This window comes from Cupriavidus sp. SHE, assembly GCF_000812445.1.
GTDB classification, from domain to species: domain Bacteria; phylum Pseudomonadota; class Gammaproteobacteria; order Burkholderiales; family Burkholderiaceae; genus Cupriavidus; species Cupriavidus metallidurans.
This window is the reverse complement of the sequence record NZ_JWMB01000025.1, coordinates 22,105-40,222: the sequence shown is the minus strand read 5'-3', so window position 1 is coordinate 40,222 and position 18,118 is coordinate 22,105. Positions and strand designations below refer to the sequence as shown.

The 18,118-nt window shown below is 63.6% G+C and carries 18 protein-coding genes; 3 read left to right on the top strand and 15 right to left on the bottom strand.

Annotated elements, in window-relative coordinates; translation table 11 throughout:
• Window positions 1–16: 16 nt before the first annotated feature.
• From ispG to ndk, 5 genes are read right to left on the bottom strand one after another with little or no spacing between them, the layout of a single operon-like run.
• Window positions 17–1,309: a flavodoxin-dependent (E)-4-hydroxy-3-methylbut-2-enyl-diphosphate synthase gene (gene ispG, locus RN01_RS13795; RefSeq protein ID WP_017511484.1), complete on the bottom strand. Its 1,293-nt coding sequence runs from the start codon at window positions 1,307–1,309 to the stop codon at window positions 17–19.
• 48 nt (window positions 1,310–1,357) lie between these two features.
• Window positions 1,358–2,413, bottom strand: coding sequence for a RodZ domain-containing protein (locus RN01_RS13790; RefSeq protein WP_017511483.1), 1,056 nt, complete (start codon window positions 2,411–2,413; stop codon window positions 1,358–1,360).
• Window positions 2,406–3,182: a type IV pilus biogenesis/stability protein PilW gene (pilW, locus tag RN01_RS13785; protein ID WP_017511482.1), complete on the bottom strand. Its 777-nt coding sequence runs from the start codon at window positions 3,180–3,182 to the stop codon at window positions 2,406–2,408. The genes RN01_RS13790 and pilW overlap by 8 nt, the downstream gene beginning before the upstream one ends.
• Entirely contained in the window at window positions 3,179–4,333 is a 1,155-nt protein-coding gene (rlmN, locus tag RN01_RS13780; protein WP_024570125.1) for a 23S rRNA (adenine(2503)-C(2))-methyltransferase RlmN, read from the bottom strand. Before rlmN ends, pilW begins: the two co-directional genes overlap by 4 nt.
• Window positions 4,334–4,382: 49 nt before the next feature.
• On the bottom strand, window positions 4,383–4,808 hold the full coding sequence (gene ndk, locus RN01_RS13775; protein WP_011516823.1) for a nucleoside-diphosphate kinase: 426 nt from the start codon (window positions 4,806–4,808) through the stop codon (window positions 4,383–4,385).
• Window positions 4,809–5,148: 340 nt separating this feature from the next.
• Here ndk and RN01_RS13770 point away from each other — a divergent pair, with 340 nt between their 5' ends.
• Entirely contained in the window at window positions 5,149–5,856 is a 708-nt protein-coding gene (locus RN01_RS13770; RefSeq protein ID WP_017511479.1) for a Bax inhibitor-1/YccA family protein, read from the top strand.
• A gap of 63 nt (window positions 5,857–5,919) precedes the next feature.
• Here the strand turns inward: RN01_RS13770 and rlmD are convergent, their stop codons facing one another.
• Window positions 5,920–7,395: a 23S rRNA (uracil(1939)-C(5))-methyltransferase RlmD gene (rlmD, locus tag RN01_RS13765; protein ID WP_080672823.1), complete on the bottom strand. Its 1,476-nt coding sequence runs from the start codon at window positions 7,393–7,395 to the stop codon at window positions 5,920–5,922.
• Window positions 7,396–7,410: 15 nt separating this feature from the next.
• Between rlmD and RN01_RS13760 the strand changes: the two genes are divergently transcribed.
• Window positions 7,411–8,265, top strand: coding sequence for an endonuclease/exonuclease/phosphatase family protein (locus RN01_RS13760; RefSeq protein WP_017511477.1), 855 nt, complete (start codon window positions 7,411–7,413; stop codon window positions 8,263–8,265).
• A 1-nt stretch (window position 8,266) separates the two neighbouring features.
• Here the strand turns inward: RN01_RS13760 and RN01_RS13755 are convergent, their stop codons facing one another.
• The 5 genes from RN01_RS13755 to surE all read right to left on the bottom strand — a co-directional run bounded on the left by RN01_RS13755 (window position 8,267) and on the right by surE (window position 12,912).
• Window positions 8,267–9,103, bottom strand: a complete 837-nt coding sequence (locus RN01_RS13755; RefSeq protein ID WP_017511476.1) for a 3'-5' exonuclease — start codon at window positions 9,101–9,103, stop codon at window positions 8,267–8,269.
• Window positions 9,100–10,260 carry an RNA polymerase sigma factor RpoS gene (gene rpoS / locus RN01_RS13750; protein ID WP_024570124.1) on the bottom strand — a complete coding sequence of 387 codons (1,161 nt, stop codon included), beginning with the start codon at window positions 10,258–10,260 and terminating at the stop codon, window positions 9,100–9,102. The genes RN01_RS13755 and rpoS overlap by 4 nt, the downstream gene beginning before the upstream one ends.
• A gap of 6 nt (window positions 10,261–10,266) precedes the next feature.
• Window positions 10,267–11,154: a peptidoglycan DD-metalloendopeptidase family protein gene (locus RN01_RS13745; protein WP_017511474.1), complete on the bottom strand. Its 888-nt coding sequence runs from the start codon at window positions 11,152–11,154 to the stop codon at window positions 10,267–10,269.
• An 8-nt stretch (window positions 11,155–11,162) separates the two neighbouring features.
• Window positions 11,163–12,071 (bottom strand): protein-L-isoaspartate(D-aspartate) O-methyltransferase, encoded by a 909-nt coding sequence (locus RN01_RS13740; RefSeq protein WP_024570123.1) that lies wholly within the window; start codon window positions 12,069–12,071, stop codon window positions 11,163–11,165.
• An 88-nt stretch (window positions 12,072–12,159) separates the two neighbouring features.
• A complete protein-coding gene (gene surE / locus RN01_RS13735) occupies window positions 12,160–12,912 on the bottom strand; it encodes a 5'/3'-nucleotidase SurE (RefSeq protein WP_008647507.1) in 753 nt (250 codons plus the stop codon).
• A 178-nt stretch (window positions 12,913–13,090) separates the two neighbouring features.
• Here surE and RN01_RS13730 point away from each other — a divergent pair, with 178 nt between their 5' ends.
• Window positions 13,091–14,065 (top strand): NADPH:quinone oxidoreductase family protein, encoded by a 975-nt coding sequence (locus RN01_RS13730; RefSeq protein WP_008647506.1) that lies wholly within the window; start codon window positions 13,091–13,093, stop codon window positions 14,063–14,065.
• A 67-nt stretch (window positions 14,066–14,132) separates the two neighbouring features.
• On the opposite strand, the gene RN01_RS13725 is transcribed toward RN01_RS13730, so the two are convergent.
• From RN01_RS13725 to RN01_RS13710, 4 genes are all read right to left on the bottom strand, one after another.
• Window positions 14,133–14,924 (bottom strand): ABC transporter permease, encoded by a 792-nt coding sequence (locus RN01_RS13725; RefSeq protein ID WP_024570122.1) that lies wholly within the window; start codon window positions 14,922–14,924, stop codon window positions 14,133–14,135.
• 27 nt (window positions 14,925–14,951) lie between these two features.
• On the bottom strand, window positions 14,952–15,764 hold the full coding sequence (locus RN01_RS13720) for an ABC transporter ATP-binding protein (RefSeq protein ID WP_017511470.1): 813 nt from the start codon (window positions 15,762–15,764) through the stop codon (window positions 14,952–14,954).
• A 102-nt stretch (window positions 15,765–15,866) separates the two neighbouring features.
• On the bottom strand, window positions 15,867–16,910 hold the full coding sequence (locus RN01_RS13715) for an ABC transporter substrate-binding protein (protein ID WP_017511469.1): 1,044 nt from the start codon (window positions 16,908–16,910) through the stop codon (window positions 15,867–15,869).
• A 171-nt stretch (window positions 16,911–17,081) separates the two neighbouring features.
• Complete coding sequence (locus RN01_RS13710) at window positions 17,082–18,062, bottom strand: tripartite tricarboxylate transporter substrate binding protein (protein WP_017511468.1); 981 nt, start codon at window positions 18,060–18,062, stop codon at window positions 17,082–17,084.
• Window positions 18,063–18,118: the final 56 nt, after the last annotated feature.

The window sequence follows — 18,118 nt, the reverse complement described above, 5'->3', positions numbered from 1 at the left end:
CATGGCGCCGAATCGATCAGGCCACCGCTTCTTGTGAAGCCTGTTTCGCGCCCGGACCGTAGTGCGAACGCACATACTCGTCGACGATCGCCTGGAACTCTTGCGCGATGTTCTCGCCGCGCAGGGTCTTCACCTTGACGCCGTCCACGAACACCGGCGCCGCAGGCGATTCGCCCGAACCCGGCAGCGAAATACCGATATTGGCGTGCTTGCTTTCGCCAGGGCCGTTGACGATGCAGCCCATCACGGCCACATCCATTTCTTCCACGCCCGGGTAGGCCGTCTTCCAGACCGGCATCTGCTCGCGCAGATACGACTGGATGCTTGCCGCCAGTTCCTGGAACGTTGTGCTGGTGGTGCGGCCGCATCCCGGGCACGCGATCACCATCGGCGTGAAGTTGCGCAGCCCCATCGTCTGCAGGATTTCCTGGCCGACGTAGACTTCCTTCTCGCGCGGCGCGCCGGGTTCCGGCGTCAGCGAGATCCGGATCGTGTCGCCGATACCTTCCTGCAGCAGCACCGACAGCGCAGCCGTCGACGCAACGATACCCTTGCTGCCCATGCCGGCTTCAGTCAGACCCAGATGCAGCGCATAGTCGCAGCGGCGCGCCAGTTCGCGGTACACCGCGACCAGTTCCTGCACCTGCGACACCTTGCACGACAGAATGATTTGATTGGCCGGCAAACCGATCTCTTCAGCCTTCTGGGCCGACTCGATCGCCGACGTGATCAGCGCCTCCACCATCACGCTTTGCGCGGGCCACGGCTCGGCGCGCTGGGCATTCTCGTCCATGATGCGTGCCAGCAGATCCTGATCCAGGCTGCCCCAGTTCACGCCGATACGCACCGGCTTGTTGTAGCGGCACGCCATCTCGATCATCTCGGCGAACTGCTTGTCGCGCTTGGCACCCTTGCCCACATTGCCGGGGTTGATCCGGTACTTCGAGAGCGCCTGCGCGCACTCGGGGTAGTCATGCAACAGCGTATGGCCGTTGTAGTGGAAGTCGCCCACCAGCGGCACATCCACGCCCATGCGGTCGAGCTGCTCGCGAATCGCCGGCACGGCCGCGGCGGCTTCCGGCGTGTTCACCGTGATACGGACGATCTCCGAACCGGCGCGTGCCAGTTCCTTGATCTGGATTGCGGTGCCGATGGCGTCCACCGTATCGGTGTTGGTCATCGACTGCACGCGCACTGGCGCGCCGCCGCCGATCGTAACGATGTTGTCGCCCCACACAACACTGGCCTGGCGCGAAACGCGACGCGGCAGCGGGCCCGGGATCACGGGCTGGAAAGCGTTCTGGTTCATTGCATTACCACCTTTTCTTGCATGGCTGGCCGCGCCACCCGCAGCGCATTACTGCAGGGTCAGGCGGGCCACATTATTCCGGTTGGACGCCTGGAAGTTCACTGCAGCACCATTGTGCGTCAGTGACTCAACGCCCTTCACATTCCCGAGAATGACCTTGTAGGGCCCGCCCGCGCCACCACCCGACACGGTATCGCCAGCCTTGGCGGTACCGCCAAGAATGACCTTGCCGGTGCGGTCTCGTACTTCATACCAGCTATCGGCCGAGAAACGGATCTGCACAGCACCCGCACTGTCGCCCTGCACAGCGGGAACCGTGGCTGTCGGCGTAGCAGCTGGCGTCTTTGCCGCCTCAGCGGAAGCCTCTCCACCCGTGACCATCGGCAAACCCGCCGACGTGGTAGCCGGAGCCGGCGTGACTGCCACGGACTGCGCAGCCGATGCCGAAGCAGTCTCGGACGGTGCTGGCGAGTCGTTGCCGGTCATCACCGGCGGCAACGCTGCGCTCACCGTGCCATCGTTATTGCTCTGCTCCTGGGCCCGCTCCTCGACAACAGCCGGTTTGGGCGCCTCGGCCGCGGCCTTGCTGCGGGCTTCGACCCACGCCTTGGCATGATCAAAGCCGAAATATCCACCAACGCCGATCAAGGCCAGCACGCAAACCAGCCAGACCCAGCGCCCGCCGGCACCACCGCCAGTACCCTTCGAACCGAAGCGCTTGCGATCGTCGAAAGCCTGATTGAGTGCGCCCTCATGACGCTGCGTGATCCCGGCAACCGGCGTGGCCTGAGCCTGCGCGTGATAGCGCCCCAGCAACCCATCGATATTCACCTGGAGCGTCCGCGCGTAAGCACGCATCACACCCTTCGCGAACGTCACATCGGGCAGGCTCGATACATTGCCCGACTCAATGGCGACGAGCTTCGACGCTGCCACCTTCAGTCGTGCACTGATATCTTCCAGAGAAAGCCGCTGCGCCTCGCGAGCGTCTTTCAATTTCGCCCCGATCTCGCGGGCAACAGCCTCGCGGTCGGAGTCTGTCGCGCCACCGCCGACGTGACCCGTCGTCGCGGCCTGGCTCTCGGCGCGCTCTTGTTCACTCATCCCAAGCTCCTCTCTCGTATGCGGTCAGCTCACGCGAGTCGGGGAACCGGCTGCGCAGTTGTGCCGTGAGTGCGTTCTGTGTATCGGTATCGCCCTGTCGGCGGGCGATGCGCGCACCCAGCCAGAGGGATTGCGCGCTGGCAAAGCGGCTGCTGTTGACGCGACCAACGTAGTCCTTGGCCTGCGGCATCTCCCCGCGTTGGAAACTGAGCTGCGCGAGGTTCGTCAGCAACGCCGGATCATTGCGGTCGTAGCCATAGGCCGTCTGGAGACTCTTCTGCGCCGAAATCAGGTCGCCATTGCGCATCTCGCAGGCGCCCAGGTTCGTCAGCGGCTTGACGGGGCCATTCATGGACGGCGCCTGCACCGCGCGCTGCAGCATCGCCTTCGCCTCTGCGTAGCGGTTGTTCTGGCACAGGAACCAGCCGTAGTTGTTCAACACATCCGGGTCGCTGTCACGCATGCTCAGCGCGGTGCGGAAACTGTCTTCGGCCAGGGCTGTTTCGTTCATGCCCATGTAGATCAGCGCGCGAACGTGATAAGCGTCGACCAGCGTCGGATCGATATTAATGGCCTGCTTGACCTCGTCAAGCGCCACCGAATACTGGCGCGCCTCGAGGTACTGCGTGGCCAGGCGCAGCCTGATACTGGCGCGCTTGTCGGCCGGAGTCTGATCGGAAGCGGTCTTGATGTCCTGGGCGGGTGCAGGCGGCAACGAACAGGCGGACAGCATCAGCCCGAACAGGGCAGCAACGATCAGACGGGTCATGCAGGACGGGCCTCCCGGGGGGCGCCGGCGTCAGCCACCGGCACCAGTGGCGTGATCTTGCCGAACTTGCCGCGCTCGGCCAGACGGGTACGATCCATGACTTCGCCAGCAAGCTGGCCACACGCGGCGTCGATGTCGTCGCCACGTGTTTTGCGGATCGTCGTGACAATCCCCGCATCCATCAATACCTGGGCGAAGCGGCGAATCTGCTCGTTGTTCGAGCGCTTCAGCCCCGATTCCGGGAACGGGTTGAACGGAATCAGGTTGAACTTGCAAGGCACGTCGGCCACAAGCTTCAGCAGTTCCCGCGCATGTTCGACGCCATCGTTGACGCCATCGAGCATGCAGTATTCGAAAGTAATGAAATCGCGCGGCGCGAATTCCAGGTAGCGGCGACAAGCCGCCATCAGCTCCGCCAGCGGGTACTTGCGGTTGAGCGGCACGAGCACGTCGCGCAGCGCATCGTTCGAGGCGTGCAGCGAAACCGCCAGCGCCACGGGCAAGTCCTTCGACAGACGGTCCATCATCGGCACTACGCCGGACGTGGACAACGTCACGCGCCGACGCGACAGGCCATACGCATTGTCATCGAGCATCAGCCGCATGGCCGGCACGACCGCGTCATAGTTGAGCAGCGGCTCGCCCATGCCCATCATCACCACATTGGAGATGACACGCTCGTCCTTGGGGCCGCGACCCAGCTGGGCACGCATCGCGAACTCGGCCATCCAGAGCTGGCCGATAATCTCACCGGTGGAGAGATTGCGCGAAAAACCTTGCTTGCCGGTCGAACAGAACCGGCAATTGACGGCGCACCCCGCCTGCGATGACACACACAGCGTGCCGCGTGTGTCCTCGGGGATGTACACCGTCTCCACCGCGTTGCCGGCCCCCACATCGAGCAGCCATTTGCGCGTGCCATCGGACGACGTATTGTCCGAAATGGCAGCCGGCGAGCGGATCTCGGCACGCGTCGCGAGCTTTTCGCGCAGCGACTTGGCGAGATCCGTCATGGCGTCGAAGTGGCTGGCTCCAAACTGGTGGATCCAGCGCTGCAACTGCCGCGCACGGAATGGCTTCTCGCCGAGCTCGCCGCAATAGGCAGTGAGCGCGTCCGCGTCGAGATCGAGCAGGTTGACGAGATTATTCATGACGGCAGTTCCAACTTGACTACAGGTTCAGTCGTGATGTCAGAGACAATCAGCGGCTGTAAACGTTCATGCCCGGGAAGAAGAAAGCCACTTCCACGGCAGCCGTTTCCGGAGCGTCCGAACCGTGCACGGCGTTAGCGTCGATGCTGTCAGCGAAATCGGCGCGGATCGTGCCCTTTTCAGCCTTCTTCGGGTCGGTGGCGCCCATCAGGTCGCGGTTCTTGGCGATAGCGCTTTCGCCTTCCAGAGCCTGGATCATGACCGGGCCCGAAACCATGAAGTCCACCAGGTCCTTGAAGAACGGGCGCGCCTTGTGAACAGCGTAGAACTGCTCGGCTTCACCGCGCGACAGGTGAACCATCTTGGCTGCAACGACTTTCAGGCCAGCGGCCTCGAAACGGGCGTAGATCTGGCCGATAACGTTCTTGGCCACGGCATCCGGCTTGATAATCGACAGGGTGCGTTCGATCGCCATGAAAAACTCCGAAAAATGAAGGGGTTACAAATGGATTAAACGTGCAATTCTAGCACGACCGCATGGCGGTTTCGAACATGCCTGCCAATGCATTTCCAGGCGTGCCCAACGCTGCAGACCGCGAAGCAAAAAGATATCTACGAGTAACTTATTGGCCGGAAATCACGGGAACGGAAGCGCGTAGACCCCGTCAAATGTTTGCGTTTTCGGAAAACAACTATTGAACGGGGATATTGTCCATACAAAGCCCCCTTGCAAATCCGCGGGCGCGATGCCACATTGGCGCTGTGCTGGCCGGGTTGCCCCGGCGCCTCACTGATATCTGATGACAGGAGTCACCATGAACAACAAGCTGAATACCTATGGGTTCGGCAATAGTGCTGCGAGCGTCACTGATGTAGCCGTCCGCAACCGGGTCCTTCGTAATACTTACTGGCTGCTGGCCATTTCGATGATTCCAACCGTGATCGGCGCCTGGATCGGCGTAGTCACTGGATTCACCGCGATGATCGCTGGCAGCCCAATGATGTCGGCCGTGCTGTTCCTCGCGGTCGCCTTCGGTTTCATGTTCGCCATCGAGAAGACCAAGAACAGCAGCATGGGCGTGGTCCTGCTGCTGGCCTTCACCTTCTTCATGGGTCTGATGCTGGCACGCATCCTCAGCTTCACGCTGTCGTTCTCGAACGGCCCCGCGCTGATCATGTACGCCTTTGGCGGTACCGCAGCCGTTTTTGGCGTGATGGCCACCGTTGCCAGCGTGAGCAAGCGCGATTTCTCCGGCCTGGCCAAGTTCCTGTTCGTCGGCGTGATCCTGCTGATCCTGGCCAGCCTGGCCAACATCTGGCTGCAACTGCCGGCGCTGATGATCACGCTGTCGGTGATCGCCATCGGCATCTTCTCGGCGTTCATCCTGGTGGACGTGCAGCGCGTGGTGAACGGCGGTGAAACCAACTACGTGACCGCCACGCTCGCGATCTACCTGGACGTGTACAACGTGTTTGTGAACCTGCTGGCCTTGCTCGGCATCGCAGGCGGCAGCCGCGACTGACCCGCATCTGCCAACGAAAAAGCCGCCCTCGGGCGGCTTTTTTCATGGGTGCGCCACGTAGATTCAGTCGCGCTCGAACACCGCGATCGACTCCACGTGCGACGTATGCGGGAACATATTGACCACGCCCGCGCCGGCCAGGCGGTAGCCGGCCTCGTGCACCAGCAAGCCCGCGTCGCGCGCCAGCGTCGCCGGACTGCACGACACGTAGACGATACGCTTCGGCAGCACGTCGCTATCGGCCTGACTCAGTTCAGCGAGCGCCTTGCAGACAGCCAGCGCACCCTCGCGCGGCGGGTCTACCAGCCAGCGGTCGAAGCGGCCCAGCGCCGCGATGTCCTCGGCGGTCACCTCGAACAGATTGCGGCAGGCGAAGGACGTCTTGGCTGCCAGCCCGTTGTACTCGGCATTGGCCAGCGCACGCGTGGTCAGCGCCTCGCTTCCCTCGATCCCCATGACGGACGCACCCTGCGTCGCCAGCGGCAGCGTGAAATTGCCGATGCCGCAGAACAGGTCGAGCAGGCGGTCAGTCGGCTTCGCATCCAGCAGACGTAGCGCGCGACCAATCAGCACGCGATTGATCTGGTGATTGACCTGCGTGAAGTCAGTCGGCTTGAACGGCATCCGGATGCCGAATTCGGGCAGCGTATAGGCCAGTTCCTGCTCGGCCGGATAAAACGGATAGACCGTGTCCGGCCCCTTCGGCTGGAGCCAGAACTGCACCTGATGCTGATCGGCGAAGGCCCGCAGCAAGTCCTTGTCGGCGTCGTTGAGCGGCTCCAGGACGCGCAACACAAGTGCGGTCACCTCCGCACCAACGGCCAGTTCGATCTGCGGCATCCGATCATGGATCGACAGGCCGCCCACCAACTCGCGCAGCGGCACCAGCATTGCCGACACATGCGGCGGCAGGATCTCGCAGCGCGTCATGTCCGCCACATAGCTGCTCTTGCGCTCATGGAAGCCCACCAGCACTCCACCCTTCTTGACAACGTGCCGCACCGTCAGACGGGCGCGGTAGCGATAGCCCCAATCCGGGCCCGCGATCGGGCGGAACACGACGTCGGGCTTCACCTTCGACAGGTGCCAGAGATTGTCTTCGAGCACACGCTGCTTGATTGCCAGTTGCGCGCGCGAATCCAGGTGCTGCATCGAGCAGCCGCCGCACACGCCAAAATGCTGGCAACCCGGCTCCACCCGCATGACGGAAGCCTGCTTCACCTCGACGAGATGGGCCTGTTCGTAGCTAGGCTTGCGGCGATAGCTGCGATACGCCACCGTCTCGCCGGGCAGCGCGCCCTCGACGAAAATCACCTTGCCTGGCGTGCCGTCCTCGTTCTCCAGACGGCCTACGCCACGCGCCTCCATGTCGAGGCTGTCGATCTTGACGACGGGATCATTGGAAGCGGCGGAAGCGGCAGATGCCGCGTCCGGGCGGCTTGTCGGATTGGACTGAGAAGACACGGCTTGAGACACCAGTGGGACCTGTCGTATTGTTTTGCAGAAGCGCGATTGTAGTCCAGTCGCGGTGCCCGACATCGAAGGGGGCAAGCTATGGAACTGATTTCGTGGAATATCCAGTGGGGTCGCGGGGCCGACGGCAAGGTCGATCTCGCCCGCATTATCGACACCCTGCGTGGAATGGCCGATGTCGACGTGCTCTGCCTGCAGGAAATCACGCGCGGCTTCAGCGACCTTGCCGGCCACCCCGGCCCCGATCAGGTGGCCGAACTCTCCGCCCTGCTGCCGGACTACCAAGTGATCTTCGCCCCCGGCGTCGACCGGACCCACCGTGACGGCAGCCCGCGCCAATTCGGTAACGTAATCGCCACTCGCCTACCAGTGCGCGAGATCTTCCGCCATGCCCTGCCCTGGCCCGCCGATCCCGATGTCGCATCGATGCCCCGCGTGGCACTGGAAGTCACGGTGCAGGCCGGCAGTCGACTGCTGCGCATCATTTGCACGCACCTGGAGTATTACTCGACATCGCAGCGCGCGGCGCAGACCGAAGCGTTACGCGACTGGCATGTGCAGGCTTGCGACCACGCGCGCCACCCGGGTCGATCGGAAAACCGGCCGGGCCCGTTCACACCGGAACCCCGGCCGAGCGAGGCGATCCTGTGCGGCGACTTCAACAGCCGGCCGGAAGATGGGGCCTATCTGCGCATGGTCGAAACCTATGGCGGCGTCACGCCGGATTGGCACGACGCATGGATCCATATGCATCCTGGGCAACCGCACGCGCCCACCTGCGCACTGTTCGACAAGGAACAATGGCCGGAGCCACCCTTCGCCTGTGACTTCGTATTCGTGACGGACGATCTGCTCGGGAACGTGCGCCGGTGCGAGGTCAATGGCCAGACCGATGCATCGGACCATCAACCGATCCACCTGACGATCGGTCTGTAGATCAGTCGTCGTCCTCGCTCTCCGGGCTCATCGGCTGGAGTCGGAACGCCCGCAGGTATTCCATCCACTGTTCCCCGGGAAGCTCTGCCAGCGTCTCCTGGGCCAGTGCCACCTCCATATCGAACTCGCGCGGCGTCAGGCCACCGCGCATGAGCTGAAAGCGGCAGTACATCAGGTACGTGTTGACGACATCGGTCTCGCAGTAGTCGCGGATCTCTTTCAGCTTTCCCGCCTGATAGGCTTCCCAGACCTTGCTGCCGTCCATCCCCATCTTGCCGGGGAATCCGCACAGCTTCGCCAGATCGTCGAGTGGCGCGCTCGCGCGCGGCTGGTACATCGCCAGCAGGTCCATCAGGTCGAGGTGCCGCATGTGATAGCGGCTAATGTAGTTGTTCCACTTGAAGTCGCGGCTATCGTCGTCACGGCCCTCGCCCATTTCCCAGTAGCGCGGCGCAGAGACGCCGTGAACCAGACCACGGTAGTGCAGCACGGGCAGATCGAAGCCGCCACCATTCCAGGACACGAGTTGCGGGCTATAGCGCGCAATCAATTCGTAGAACTTCTGGATCAGCGTTGCCTCGCCATCCTCGAGCGTGCCCAGCGAGCCGACATGAAACACCGCCGATCCGTCGCGTTGCGTCCGACGCAGCACGCACGAAATGGCGGCCACGCGCTGCAGGTAGTGCGGCAGGAAATCGGAGCCGGTCTTCTCCCGGCGGGCGGCAAACGCATGCTCGGCGACTTCGGCGTCGCTCATCGATGCGGGATGGTCATGCAAACGGCGCAGGCCGTCGACATCGGGAATCGTCTCGATGTCGAATACCAGCACAGGAGTCATAGAACGGCGTCCTTGCGTACACCTTGCGAAGCGAAATGCCGTTTGAGCTTGACCAGCGCTTCCTGCTGGATCTGACGCACGCGCTCGCGCGTGAGACCCATTTCCTCGGCCAGCTCCTCGAGCGTGGCCGGCTCGATGTGATTGAGGCCGAAACGGCGCTCCACCACATAGCGATGCTTCTCCGACAGGCGCGCCAGCCAGAGTTTCATCAGGTTTTCCAGCTCGCGGTGGGCCACCTCCTGATCGGGTGCGGCGTTATGCTCGTCGGAAAGGAAATCGAGCAGGCTGGAGCCCGGGTCGAGATCGAACGGCGTGTCGAGCGAGGTGGTATGTTCATTGAGTGCCAGCACGTCCTGCACCTCGTCCGGCGTCTTGCCGAGCAGGTGAGCGATGTCCTCGAGGCTGGCGTCGCGGCCATCGGTGCCACCTTTTTCAAGATGGCGCTTGGCGCGCAGAACCTGGTTGAGTTCGCGAATCACGTGCACAGGCAAGCGCACGGTGCGTGCCTGGTTCATGATCGCGCGCTCGATGCTCTGGCGAATCCACCAGGTCGCATACGTCGAAAAGCGGAATCCGCGCGAAGGATCGAATTTCTCGATCGCGTGCATCAGGCCCAGGTTGCCTTCCTCGATCAAGTCGAGCAGCGGCACGCCCCGATTCAGATAGCCCTTGGCGATGCTGACCACGAGACGCAGGTTGCGCTCGATCATCACCTGACGCGCGGAAAAATCGCCGCCCTTGGCCAGCGTGGAGAAATGGAGTTCCTCCGGCGCGGACAGCAGCGGCTTGATGCTGATGCGATTGAGATAATGCTGGACCGTGTCGGCGGCGAGTTCCGTGTGCAACACGGTACGGAAGTCATCGGGCTCGGCAGTGGTCTCACTGCTGGCTTCTTCCTCATCCTCTTCGGATTCTTCCTCGTCGCCGTCGTCGTGATCGGCGTCGTCCGCATTCAAGTCCGTGTTGCGCAGGCCGACACGCGAAACTGGCGCGATCGGCTCATCGGTGACGGGTACCAGTTCGGCGGCCGGATCGTCGCCGAACATTTCCGTGTCGATCCCGCCGTCAGGTCTTGCCACTCCAGCCTTTCCTTCCGGCTGCTTGGGACGACGGGTCCTGCTGACAACTCCGGATGAGACAGTTTTCTGGCGTGGCATGAAACCTCACTGTGGCGGCAGATACCGCATCGGATCGACCGGTTTCCCGTTTTTGCGGACCTCGAAGTGCAGCTTGACCCTGTCAGAATCACTGTTACCCATTTCGGCAATCTTTTGGCCCTTGCGGACCGTAGATTGCTCTGTGACCAGCACCTTGTCGTTGTGCCCGTAGGCCGTCAAGTACGTGTCATTGTGTTTGATGATGACAAGATTCCCGTAGCCGCGCAAGGGGCCAACGTGAATCACTCGCCCCTCATCGGCGGCCAGGACTGCATCGCCCTTTTTGCCCGCAATATCAATGCCTTTGTTGCTCTTCTCGTCAAATTTGCCGATCAATTGGCCGCTGGCCGGCCAAGCCAGGCGAATATCGGACGCCGGCGCGGAAGCCGATGCCGAAGGCGTTGCTGCCTGGGCTGCCGCGGCCGATGCAGGCGCCGCCGCTACAGCGGCTGGCGTGCTGGTCGTCGCGCCGACAGGCGCGCCTACCGGACGGGCCGAATCGATCGGCTGGGACTGGACGACACCCGAAGCCACCGGCGCGGTTGCCACGCCAGGCGCGGCATTCACGTCGGCACCCGGCGGCACCACGCGCAACAGTTGGCCAACCTCTATCTGGTTCGCATTGGCCATATTGTTCCAGCTCGCCACATCCCGATACGACTGGCCATTTTCGAGCGCGATACGGTAAAGCGTATCGCCTCGCTTGACCCGATAGTATCCGGGCGGCGCCGGCTCGGTGGAGGCTGCCTGCTGGGCGCCGGCCGTGGAGGTGCGATCCACCACAGGGGCGGGCATGGGGGAGTTGGCGCAGGCGGCCAGGACGGCTGCGATCGCCACGACGCTCAAACGTTGTCCGACTCGCGCGAAAGAATCCGATTTCACGATGTTGTGCATAGTTCGACTCAGATGGTGCCCGATTTTAAGGGCACAAAGAAAACCGCTTCAAGCGCAGTTCTGTGAAAACGATGCCGGTTGAGGCGCTCGATCAGCAGCAACTGCTGCGTCACGGTCTGCCCGGGCGCGCCAGAACTGGGCGCGACCACCGGAGCGATCAGCCGCCCGCCGATGGCCAGTTGTTCCAGCAACGCTTGCGGAACCTCCATGCCAGCGGCGGCCAGGATGATCGACGAAAACGGCGCGGCCTGCGGCAGGCCAAGCATCCCGTCGCCGTAATGCAACCGGATGTTTGGCACGCGTAGCGGCCGCAGGTTCGCCTTGGCTTGTTCGTGCAGCGGACGAATCCGCTCTATGGAGAACACTTCCTGCGCCACCAGGCTCAGCACGGCCGCCTGATAACCGCAGCCGGTGCCGATCTCCAGCACGCGCGCCAGCGCGTGATCGGATGACATCCCTTCGCGCAGCAGCTCGATCATGCGCGCCACCACGGACGGCTTCGAGATGGTTTGCTGATGTCCGATCGGCAACGCGGCGTCTTCATACGCCTGGGAAGCCAGGCCCGGCTCCATGAACAGGTGGCGCGGCACCGTGGCAATGGCGCCAAGCACCCGCTCGTCGCGAATGCCGCCGGCGCGCAGGCGTGCTGCCAATGCCGCCCGAGCCCGATCCGATGCCATCCCACCCCCGCCAGCCACCGCTGCGGACGCCCGAGCTTCCACGGCGCTGCCCGGCGGCGGCGGTGCAACCGGCGGAGCCGCCGGCTTGCGCGGCTTGACAGCCGTCGGCGCCGGCGCCGGGGACGCCGCGCGCTTGCCGACCGCAGGCATTCCGGCGGTTCGTGCTGGCGCGGGCTTGCGCTCAACCACCGCATCGAGCGGAAGTGGAAAGCGGGATCGGCGCGGCGTGGAACTCATTTGAACTGGTACGGCAATCTGACGGATACGCGCAGGCAGGCGCGGGGATTCGGTGTGAACGACTGAAAGCTGCGTGGCGATGACACGCTCACCCCAACCACTGTTCGATTTTTTCGAGCTGGCCGCGATGAGTCAGGTCCAGCTGCAACGGTGTCAGCGAGACGTAGCCATTGGCGGTCGCGTGAAAATCGGTGCCTTCGCTCGCGTCGCGCGCGTCGCCGGCCGGCCCGATCCAGTAATTGGTTTCCCCGCGCGGATTCACCTGCACCACCACCGGTTGTGACGGATGCCGCTTGCCGAGACGCGTGGCGCGGTGCCCGCGGATATGTTCGTACGGCAGGTTCGGGATATTGACGTTGAGCAGCAGCGGCTCGGTCGGCGGGTGGGCGATCACATGCTCGACGATCTCGCGCGCCACGCGCGCCGCGGCGTCCAGATGCTCCCAGCCGTGATTGACCTGCGAGAACGCGATCGACGGAATCCCGAACAGATAGCCCTCGATGGCTGCGGCCACCGTGCCCGAGTACAGGACGTCCTCGCCCATGTTCTGCCCCTGGTTGATCCCGGAGACCACCAGATCGGGCATGTCATCGAGCAGGCCGGTCAGCGCCACGTGCACGCAATCGGTCGGCGTGCCATTGATGAAGCGAAAACCCTTCTGCACGCCCTCCCGAGCTTCGTAGACAGACAGCGGCCGCTGCAACGTCAGCGAATTCGATGCCCCGCTATGGTTCTGTTCGGGTGCGATCACGGTCACGCGCGCCAAGGGGGCGAGCGCGGCGTGGAGGACGGCGAGTCCCGGCGCGAGGTAGCCGTCATCGTTGGCGAGGAGGATATGCATGGCCGCGATTGTACCCGAGCAAAGCGGCGCGGGAGCGTCATCGTGCGCCCGGACATGCGGCGCCCGAATGGACGTCATGCAGCGATTTTTCGAACAGAACGACCGTGCTTTTCCTGCGCTACACTTGCCCGCAGCGCATGCGTACCCCCGCGCATGCCCCATTCCAACTGGAGACACAATGAAAGCCGTACTGTGCAAAGCCTGGGGCCCGCCCGACTCCCTGACCCTGGAAACGCTGCCCGATCTCGTGCCGGGTGACGGCGAGGTCGTCATCGACGTCAAGGCAGCCGGCGTCAACTTTCCCGATGTCCTGATCATTCAGAACAAGTACCAGGCCAAGCCGGAGCTGCCGTTCTCGCCGGGCTCCGAGCTGGCCGGCGTGGTCAATGCCGTTGGCGCGGGGGTCACGCACGTCAAGCCCGGCGACAAGGTCATCGCCTACCTCGGCAACGGCGCGTTCGCCAGCCAGGCCAAGGCGCCCGCCAAGGCCGTGGTCCCGATGCCTCCGGGCATCGACTTCGACGTGGCGGCGGCGTTCACGCTGACCTACGGCACATCCCACCATGCCGTGGTGGACCGTGGTGAGCTCAAGGCCGGTGAAACGATGCTGGTACTGGGCGCGGCGGGTGGCGTGGGCCTGGCAGCCATCGAGATCGGCAAGGCCATCGGCGCGCGTGTGATCGCCGCGGCTTCCACCGATGAAAAGCTGGCAGTCTGCAAGGAACACGGCGCGGATGCGCTGATCAACTACAGCACCGAGGACCTGCGCGAGCGCGTCAAGGCGCTGACCGACGGCAAGGGCCCGGATGTCATCTATGACCCGGTGGGCGGCGTCTATGCAGAACCGGCGTTCCGCTCGATCGCCTGGCGCGGCCGCTATCTGGTGGTGGGTTTCGCCAACGGCGAGATCCCCAAGATGCCGCTGAACCTGGCGCTGCTCAAGGGCGCATCGTTGGTGGGCGTGTTCTGGGGTGAGTTCGCGCGCCGCGAACCGAAGGCCAACCAGGCCAACATGGCCCAGATGCTCGGCTGGATGAAGGAAGGCAAGATCCGCCCGCATATCTCGGCGCGGTATCCGCTGGAGCAGGCGCCGCAGGCACTCAAGGACATGGAAGCCCGCAAGGTGACCGGGAAGATCGTCATCACGCCTTGAGTCGGACTTTTGTTTGCCCCTCTCCCGCTCGCGGGAGAGGGGCGAAATCAGACCGCAGCTTCAAGCGTCAGAGCTTCTCCGTCTCCCCCGACTTCGGCTGCCACCGCATCAGGCGCTTCTCCCCCACCGTCACCATCCAGTCGAGCACCAGCGCGAATGCAGTCAGCACCACGATACCCGCGAACACCGTGTTGATGTCGAAGGTGCCTTCCGCCTGCAGGATCAGGTAGCCAACGCCGCGCGCCGACCCCAGGTATTCGCCCACTACCGCCCCGACAAACGCCAGGCCCACCGAGGTATGCAGCGAGGAAAACACCCAGCTCGTGGCACTCGGCAGATAGACATGGCGCAGCAGTTGCCGCTTGTTGGCGCCGAGCATGCGCGCGTTGGCCAGCACCACCGGGCTTACTTCCTTGACGCCCTGATAGACGTTGAAAAAGACGATGAAGAACACCAGCGTCACCGCCAGCGCCACCTTCGACCAGATGCCGAGACCGAACCAGACCGCGAAGATCGGCGCCAGGATCACGCGTGGCATCGAGTTGGCAGCCTTGACGTAGGGATCGAGCACCGCCGAAGTGAGCGGGCTCAGCGCCAGCCACAGGCCCACGCCCAGCCCGGACACGGTACCAATGCCGAATGCCAGCACCGTTTCGAGCAGCGTGACGCCCAGGTGCAGGTAGATATCACGCTCGACGATGAACCAGCTCCAGATGCGCTGCGCCACCATCAGCGGCTCACCGAAGAAGAACGCCACTTGCTGGGAACGCGTGGCCATGTGCCACACGATCAGTACCACCGCAAGAAGCAGAAGCTGCCAGACGCGCAGCATACCTTTTGAGTCGGGACGAAAAGCCATGTTCGATTGTTGTCCGATCGGGGAAACTCAGGCCGCCTTGCGCTGCTGCGCGTAGCCCTTGAGCACTTCTTCGCGCAGCACGTCCCAGATGGCGGCGTGCAGCTCCACGAAGCGCGGATGGTTGCGGATCTCGGCCACATCGCGCGGCCGCGGCAGGTCGATGGAGAACTCGCCGATCGGGTGCGTGCCCGGCCCAGCGGACAGCACCACCACGCGGTCACTCATCGCGATGGCCTCGTCAAGGTCGTGCGTAATGAACAGCACGGCCTTGCGCTTGGCCGCCCACAGGTCGAGCACCTCGTTCTCCATGAGCTGGCGCGTCTGGATGTCCAGCGCCGAGAACGGCTCGTCCATCAGGATGATGTCCGGGTCCATCACCAGCGTCTGCGCCAGGCTCACGCGCTTGCGCATGCCGCCGGATAGCTGGTGCGGATAGCGATCGCCAAACCCGCCCAGCCCCACGCGCCGCAGCCATTCCTCGCCCTGCTTCACCGCTTCATCGCGCGGCACTCCGCGGAACTCCAGGCCGGCGATCACGTTGTCGAGCGCGCTGCGCCACGGCATCAGCGCCTCGGCCTGGAACATGTAGCCGGCACGCGCGTTGATGCCCTTGAGCGGCTCGCCAAAGACGTGCACGGTCCCGGTCGAGGGTTCGAGCAGGCCGGCCGATACGTTCAGCAGCGTCGATTTGCCACAGCCGGTGGGGCCCACGACAGAGACAAACTCGCCGGGTTGGATGGATAGCGTGACGTCGCGCACAGCGGTATAGCGCTGCGCGCGGTCTTCGCGCGAGACGAAGGTGCAGGTCACGTTTTCGAGGGAAAGTGCAGGCGTGCTCATGACGGCATGACTCTGGGAAGCTTTCGCCCGCCGGACGGCTGGCGCGCGGCGGGCGACTGGGAGACGGCTCCTTGAGGGAGCCGGATCGGATACTGGCTTGTCTTACTTGTACTTGGCGTTGGCCTTCTGCACGAAGTTGTTCGTGAACGTGTTCTCGAGCTTGATCGCCTTGCCCTTGAGCTCCGGATCGAACTGCTGCAGCGTGTTCAGTGCCGTGTGCGGGCCATCGGCCGGCATCATGCCGTCCGGCGAAATCGCTTCCTTGACCTTGTCCCACGCGGCCAGGTACAGCGCGCGATCACCCAGCAGGTAGCTTTCCGGCACGGTCTTGACGATGTCCGACGGGCCGGCCTTTTGCAGCCACTTCAGCGCGCGCACCATGGCGTTGGTCATTGCCTGGGTGGTGTTCGGGTTCTGCTGGATGAACGACACCGACGCGTAGAGACAGCCCGACGGCATATTGCCGCCGAACACGGTCTGCGTTTCCTTGATCGTGCGCGTGTCCGACGCGATCTTGACCTCGTTCTTCTGCGTCAGCATCGAGATCACCGGATCAAGGTTGGCCATGGCGTCGATCTGGCCCGAACGCATCGCGGCCACCGCGCCGGCGCTGGCGCCCACACCGATGAACGACACGTCGGACGGCTTCAGCCCGGCCTTGGCCAGCACGAAGTTAGCCATCATGTTGGTCGACGAACCCGGCGCGGTCACACCGATCTTCTTGCCCTTCAGGTCGGCGATCGATTTGAAGTTCGGCATGGTCTTGTTCGACACCACCAGCACGATCTGCGGCGCGCGGCCCTGGAGCACAAACTCCTGGTACTGCTGGCCCTTGGCCTGCAGGTTGATCGTGTGTTCGTACGCGCCCGACACCACGTCGGCACTGCCGCCGACCACGGCCTGCAGCGCCTTGGCGCCACCGGCAAAGTCGACGATCTCGACGTCGAGCCCTTCTTCCTTGAAGTAACCCAGGCGCTCGGCGATCGTCAGCGGCAGGTAGTAGAACAGGTTCTTGCCCCCCACGGCGATGGTGACCTTGCTCTTCTCCGGCTTGCCCTGCGCCTGCGCGCTGCCGAATGTGAACCAGCCAGCCAGGAACAGCGCCAGCGCGATCAGCACCTGTTTCCAGAACTTCTTGTTGTACATATGGCTCTCCTGCCTTTTCTATTTCTGTTTGATCGAGGGGCGCGCCGCATGGCGGCTTGCTGCGATGCTAGCGGACGCAAGCGCCATGCGCATCGGGATCAACACCTAATCCCGGCAAACGCGGCGGCGGCCATGCTACACGCCGCCCCTTTCAGGCAGCTTGCCAACCCGTCATTCCGCGTGGATATCGGCGGCCTTGATCACCTTGGTCCAGCGCTGCAACTCGGCGCGCTGGTACTGGTCGAGCTGTTGCGGATTCATGTAGCGCGCCTCTGCGCCAAGCTCCTCGGCCTTCTTGCGGAACGCCTCCGACTTCATGATCTTCTCGATCTCGGTGGTCAGCCGGTCGATCACAGGCTTGGGCGTGCCCACGGGCGCGTACATCGCGAACCAGGACGAAACGTCGAGATCGGGATAACCGGCCTCCGGCGCCGACGGCACGTCCTTCAGGCTGGGCAGCCGGGTCTTGCTCGTGACCACGAGCGGGCGCAGCTTGCCGGCGGCGATATGGCCCATCAGGGGCGGCGGCGTGGTGATCGTCATGTCGACATTGCCGCCGAGCAGGTCGGTCATCGCTGGACCCGTGCCCTTATAGGGCACGTGCGTGATCTGGATACCCGCCATCTCGTTGAGCAATTCGGTCGAGACGTGCTGCAGCGACCCATTGCCCGACGATGCGTAGTTGAGCTTGTTCGGATTGGCCTTGGCGTAGGCCACCAGCTCCTTCAGCGACTTCACCGGCAGGCTGGAACGCACCACCAACACCTGCGGCGCCGACAGCAGGTTGGCCACCGGCGCGAAGTCCTTGACCGGGTCCCACGAAGTCTTGGTCAGCAGCGGCGTGATCACGTGATAGCCCGAGTACTGCACCAGCAGCGTGTAGCCATCCGGCTTGGCCCGTTGCACAGCCTGCGCGGCAATCGTGCCATTGCCACCGGGCTTGTTGTCCACCACCACCGATTGTCCGAGCGCCTTCGACAGCGGCTCTGAAATCATGCGGGCGGCCAGATCGGTCGTGCCACCGGCAGCGGCCGACACCACGAGCATGATCGGGCGATTGGGGTACGTGCCTTCCTGGGCGTGCGCGGTGGCGGACATGGCCAGACCGGCGGCAGCCAGCAGTGTGCCGGCACCAATCAGTGTGCGTTTCATGGTTGTCTCCGTATGTTTTATTGGGGGACTCAAAAAATCTGTCGGTTGATGCCTGC

Coding starts and splice junctions, on each gene's coding strand:
- ispG (WP_017511484.1), bottom strand. CDS start 1,309: ATGAACCAGAACGCTTTCCAGCCCGTGATCCCGGGCCCGCTGCCGCGT.
- RN01_RS13790 (WP_017511483.1), bottom strand. CDS start 2,413: ATGAGTGAACAAGAGCGCGCCGAGAGCCAGGCCGCGACGACGGGTCAC.
- pilW (WP_017511482.1), bottom strand. CDS start 3,182: ATGACCCGTCTGATCGTTGCTGCCCTGTTCGGGCTGATGCTGTCCGCC.
- rlmN (WP_024570125.1), bottom strand. CDS start 4,333: ATGAATAATCTCGTCAACCTGCTCGATCTCGACGCGGACGCGCTCACT.
- ndk (WP_011516823.1), bottom strand. CDS start 4,808: ATGGCGATCGAACGCACCCTGTCGATTATCAAGCCGGATGCCGTGGCC.
- RN01_RS13770 (WP_017511479.1), top strand. CDS start 5,149: ATGAACAACAAGCTGAATACCTATGGGTTCGGCAATAGTGCTGCGAGC.
- rlmD (WP_080672823.1), bottom strand. CDS start 7,395: ATGTCGGGCACCGCGACTGGACTACAATCGCGCTTCTGCAAAACAATA.
- RN01_RS13760 (WP_017511477.1), top strand. CDS start 7,411: ATGGAACTGATTTCGTGGAATATCCAGTGGGGTCGCGGGGCCGACGGC.
- RN01_RS13755 (WP_017511476.1), bottom strand. CDS start 9,103: ATGACTCCTGTGCTGGTATTCGACATCGAGACGATTCCCGATGTCGAC.
- rpoS (WP_024570124.1), bottom strand. CDS start 10,260: ATGCCACGCCAGAAAACTGTCTCATCCGGAGTTGTCAGCAGGACCCGT.
- RN01_RS13745 (WP_017511474.1), bottom strand. CDS start 11,154: ATGCACAACATCGTGAAATCGGATTCTTTCGCGCGAGTCGGACAACGT.
- RN01_RS13740 (WP_024570123.1), bottom strand. CDS start 12,071: ATGAGTTCCACGCCGCGCCGATCCCGCTTTCCACTTCCGCTCGATGCG.
- surE (WP_008647507.1), bottom strand. CDS start 12,912: ATGCATATCCTCCTCGCCAACGATGACGGCTACCTCGCGCCGGGACTC.
- RN01_RS13730 (WP_008647506.1), top strand. CDS start 13,091: ATGAAAGCCGTACTGTGCAAAGCCTGGGGCCCGCCCGACTCCCTGACC.
- RN01_RS13725 (WP_024570122.1), bottom strand. CDS start 14,924: ATGGCTTTTCGTCCCGACTCAAAAGGTATGCTGCGCGTCTGGCAGCTT.
- RN01_RS13720 (WP_017511470.1), bottom strand. CDS start 15,764: ATGAGCACGCCTGCACTTTCCCTCGAAAACGTGACCTGCACCTTCGTC.
- RN01_RS13715 (WP_017511469.1), bottom strand. CDS start 16,910: ATGTACAACAAGAAGTTCTGGAAACAGGTGCTGATCGCGCTGGCGCTG.
- RN01_RS13710 (WP_017511468.1), bottom strand. CDS start 18,062: ATGAAACGCACACTGATTGGTGCCGGCACACTGCTGGCTGCCGCCGGT.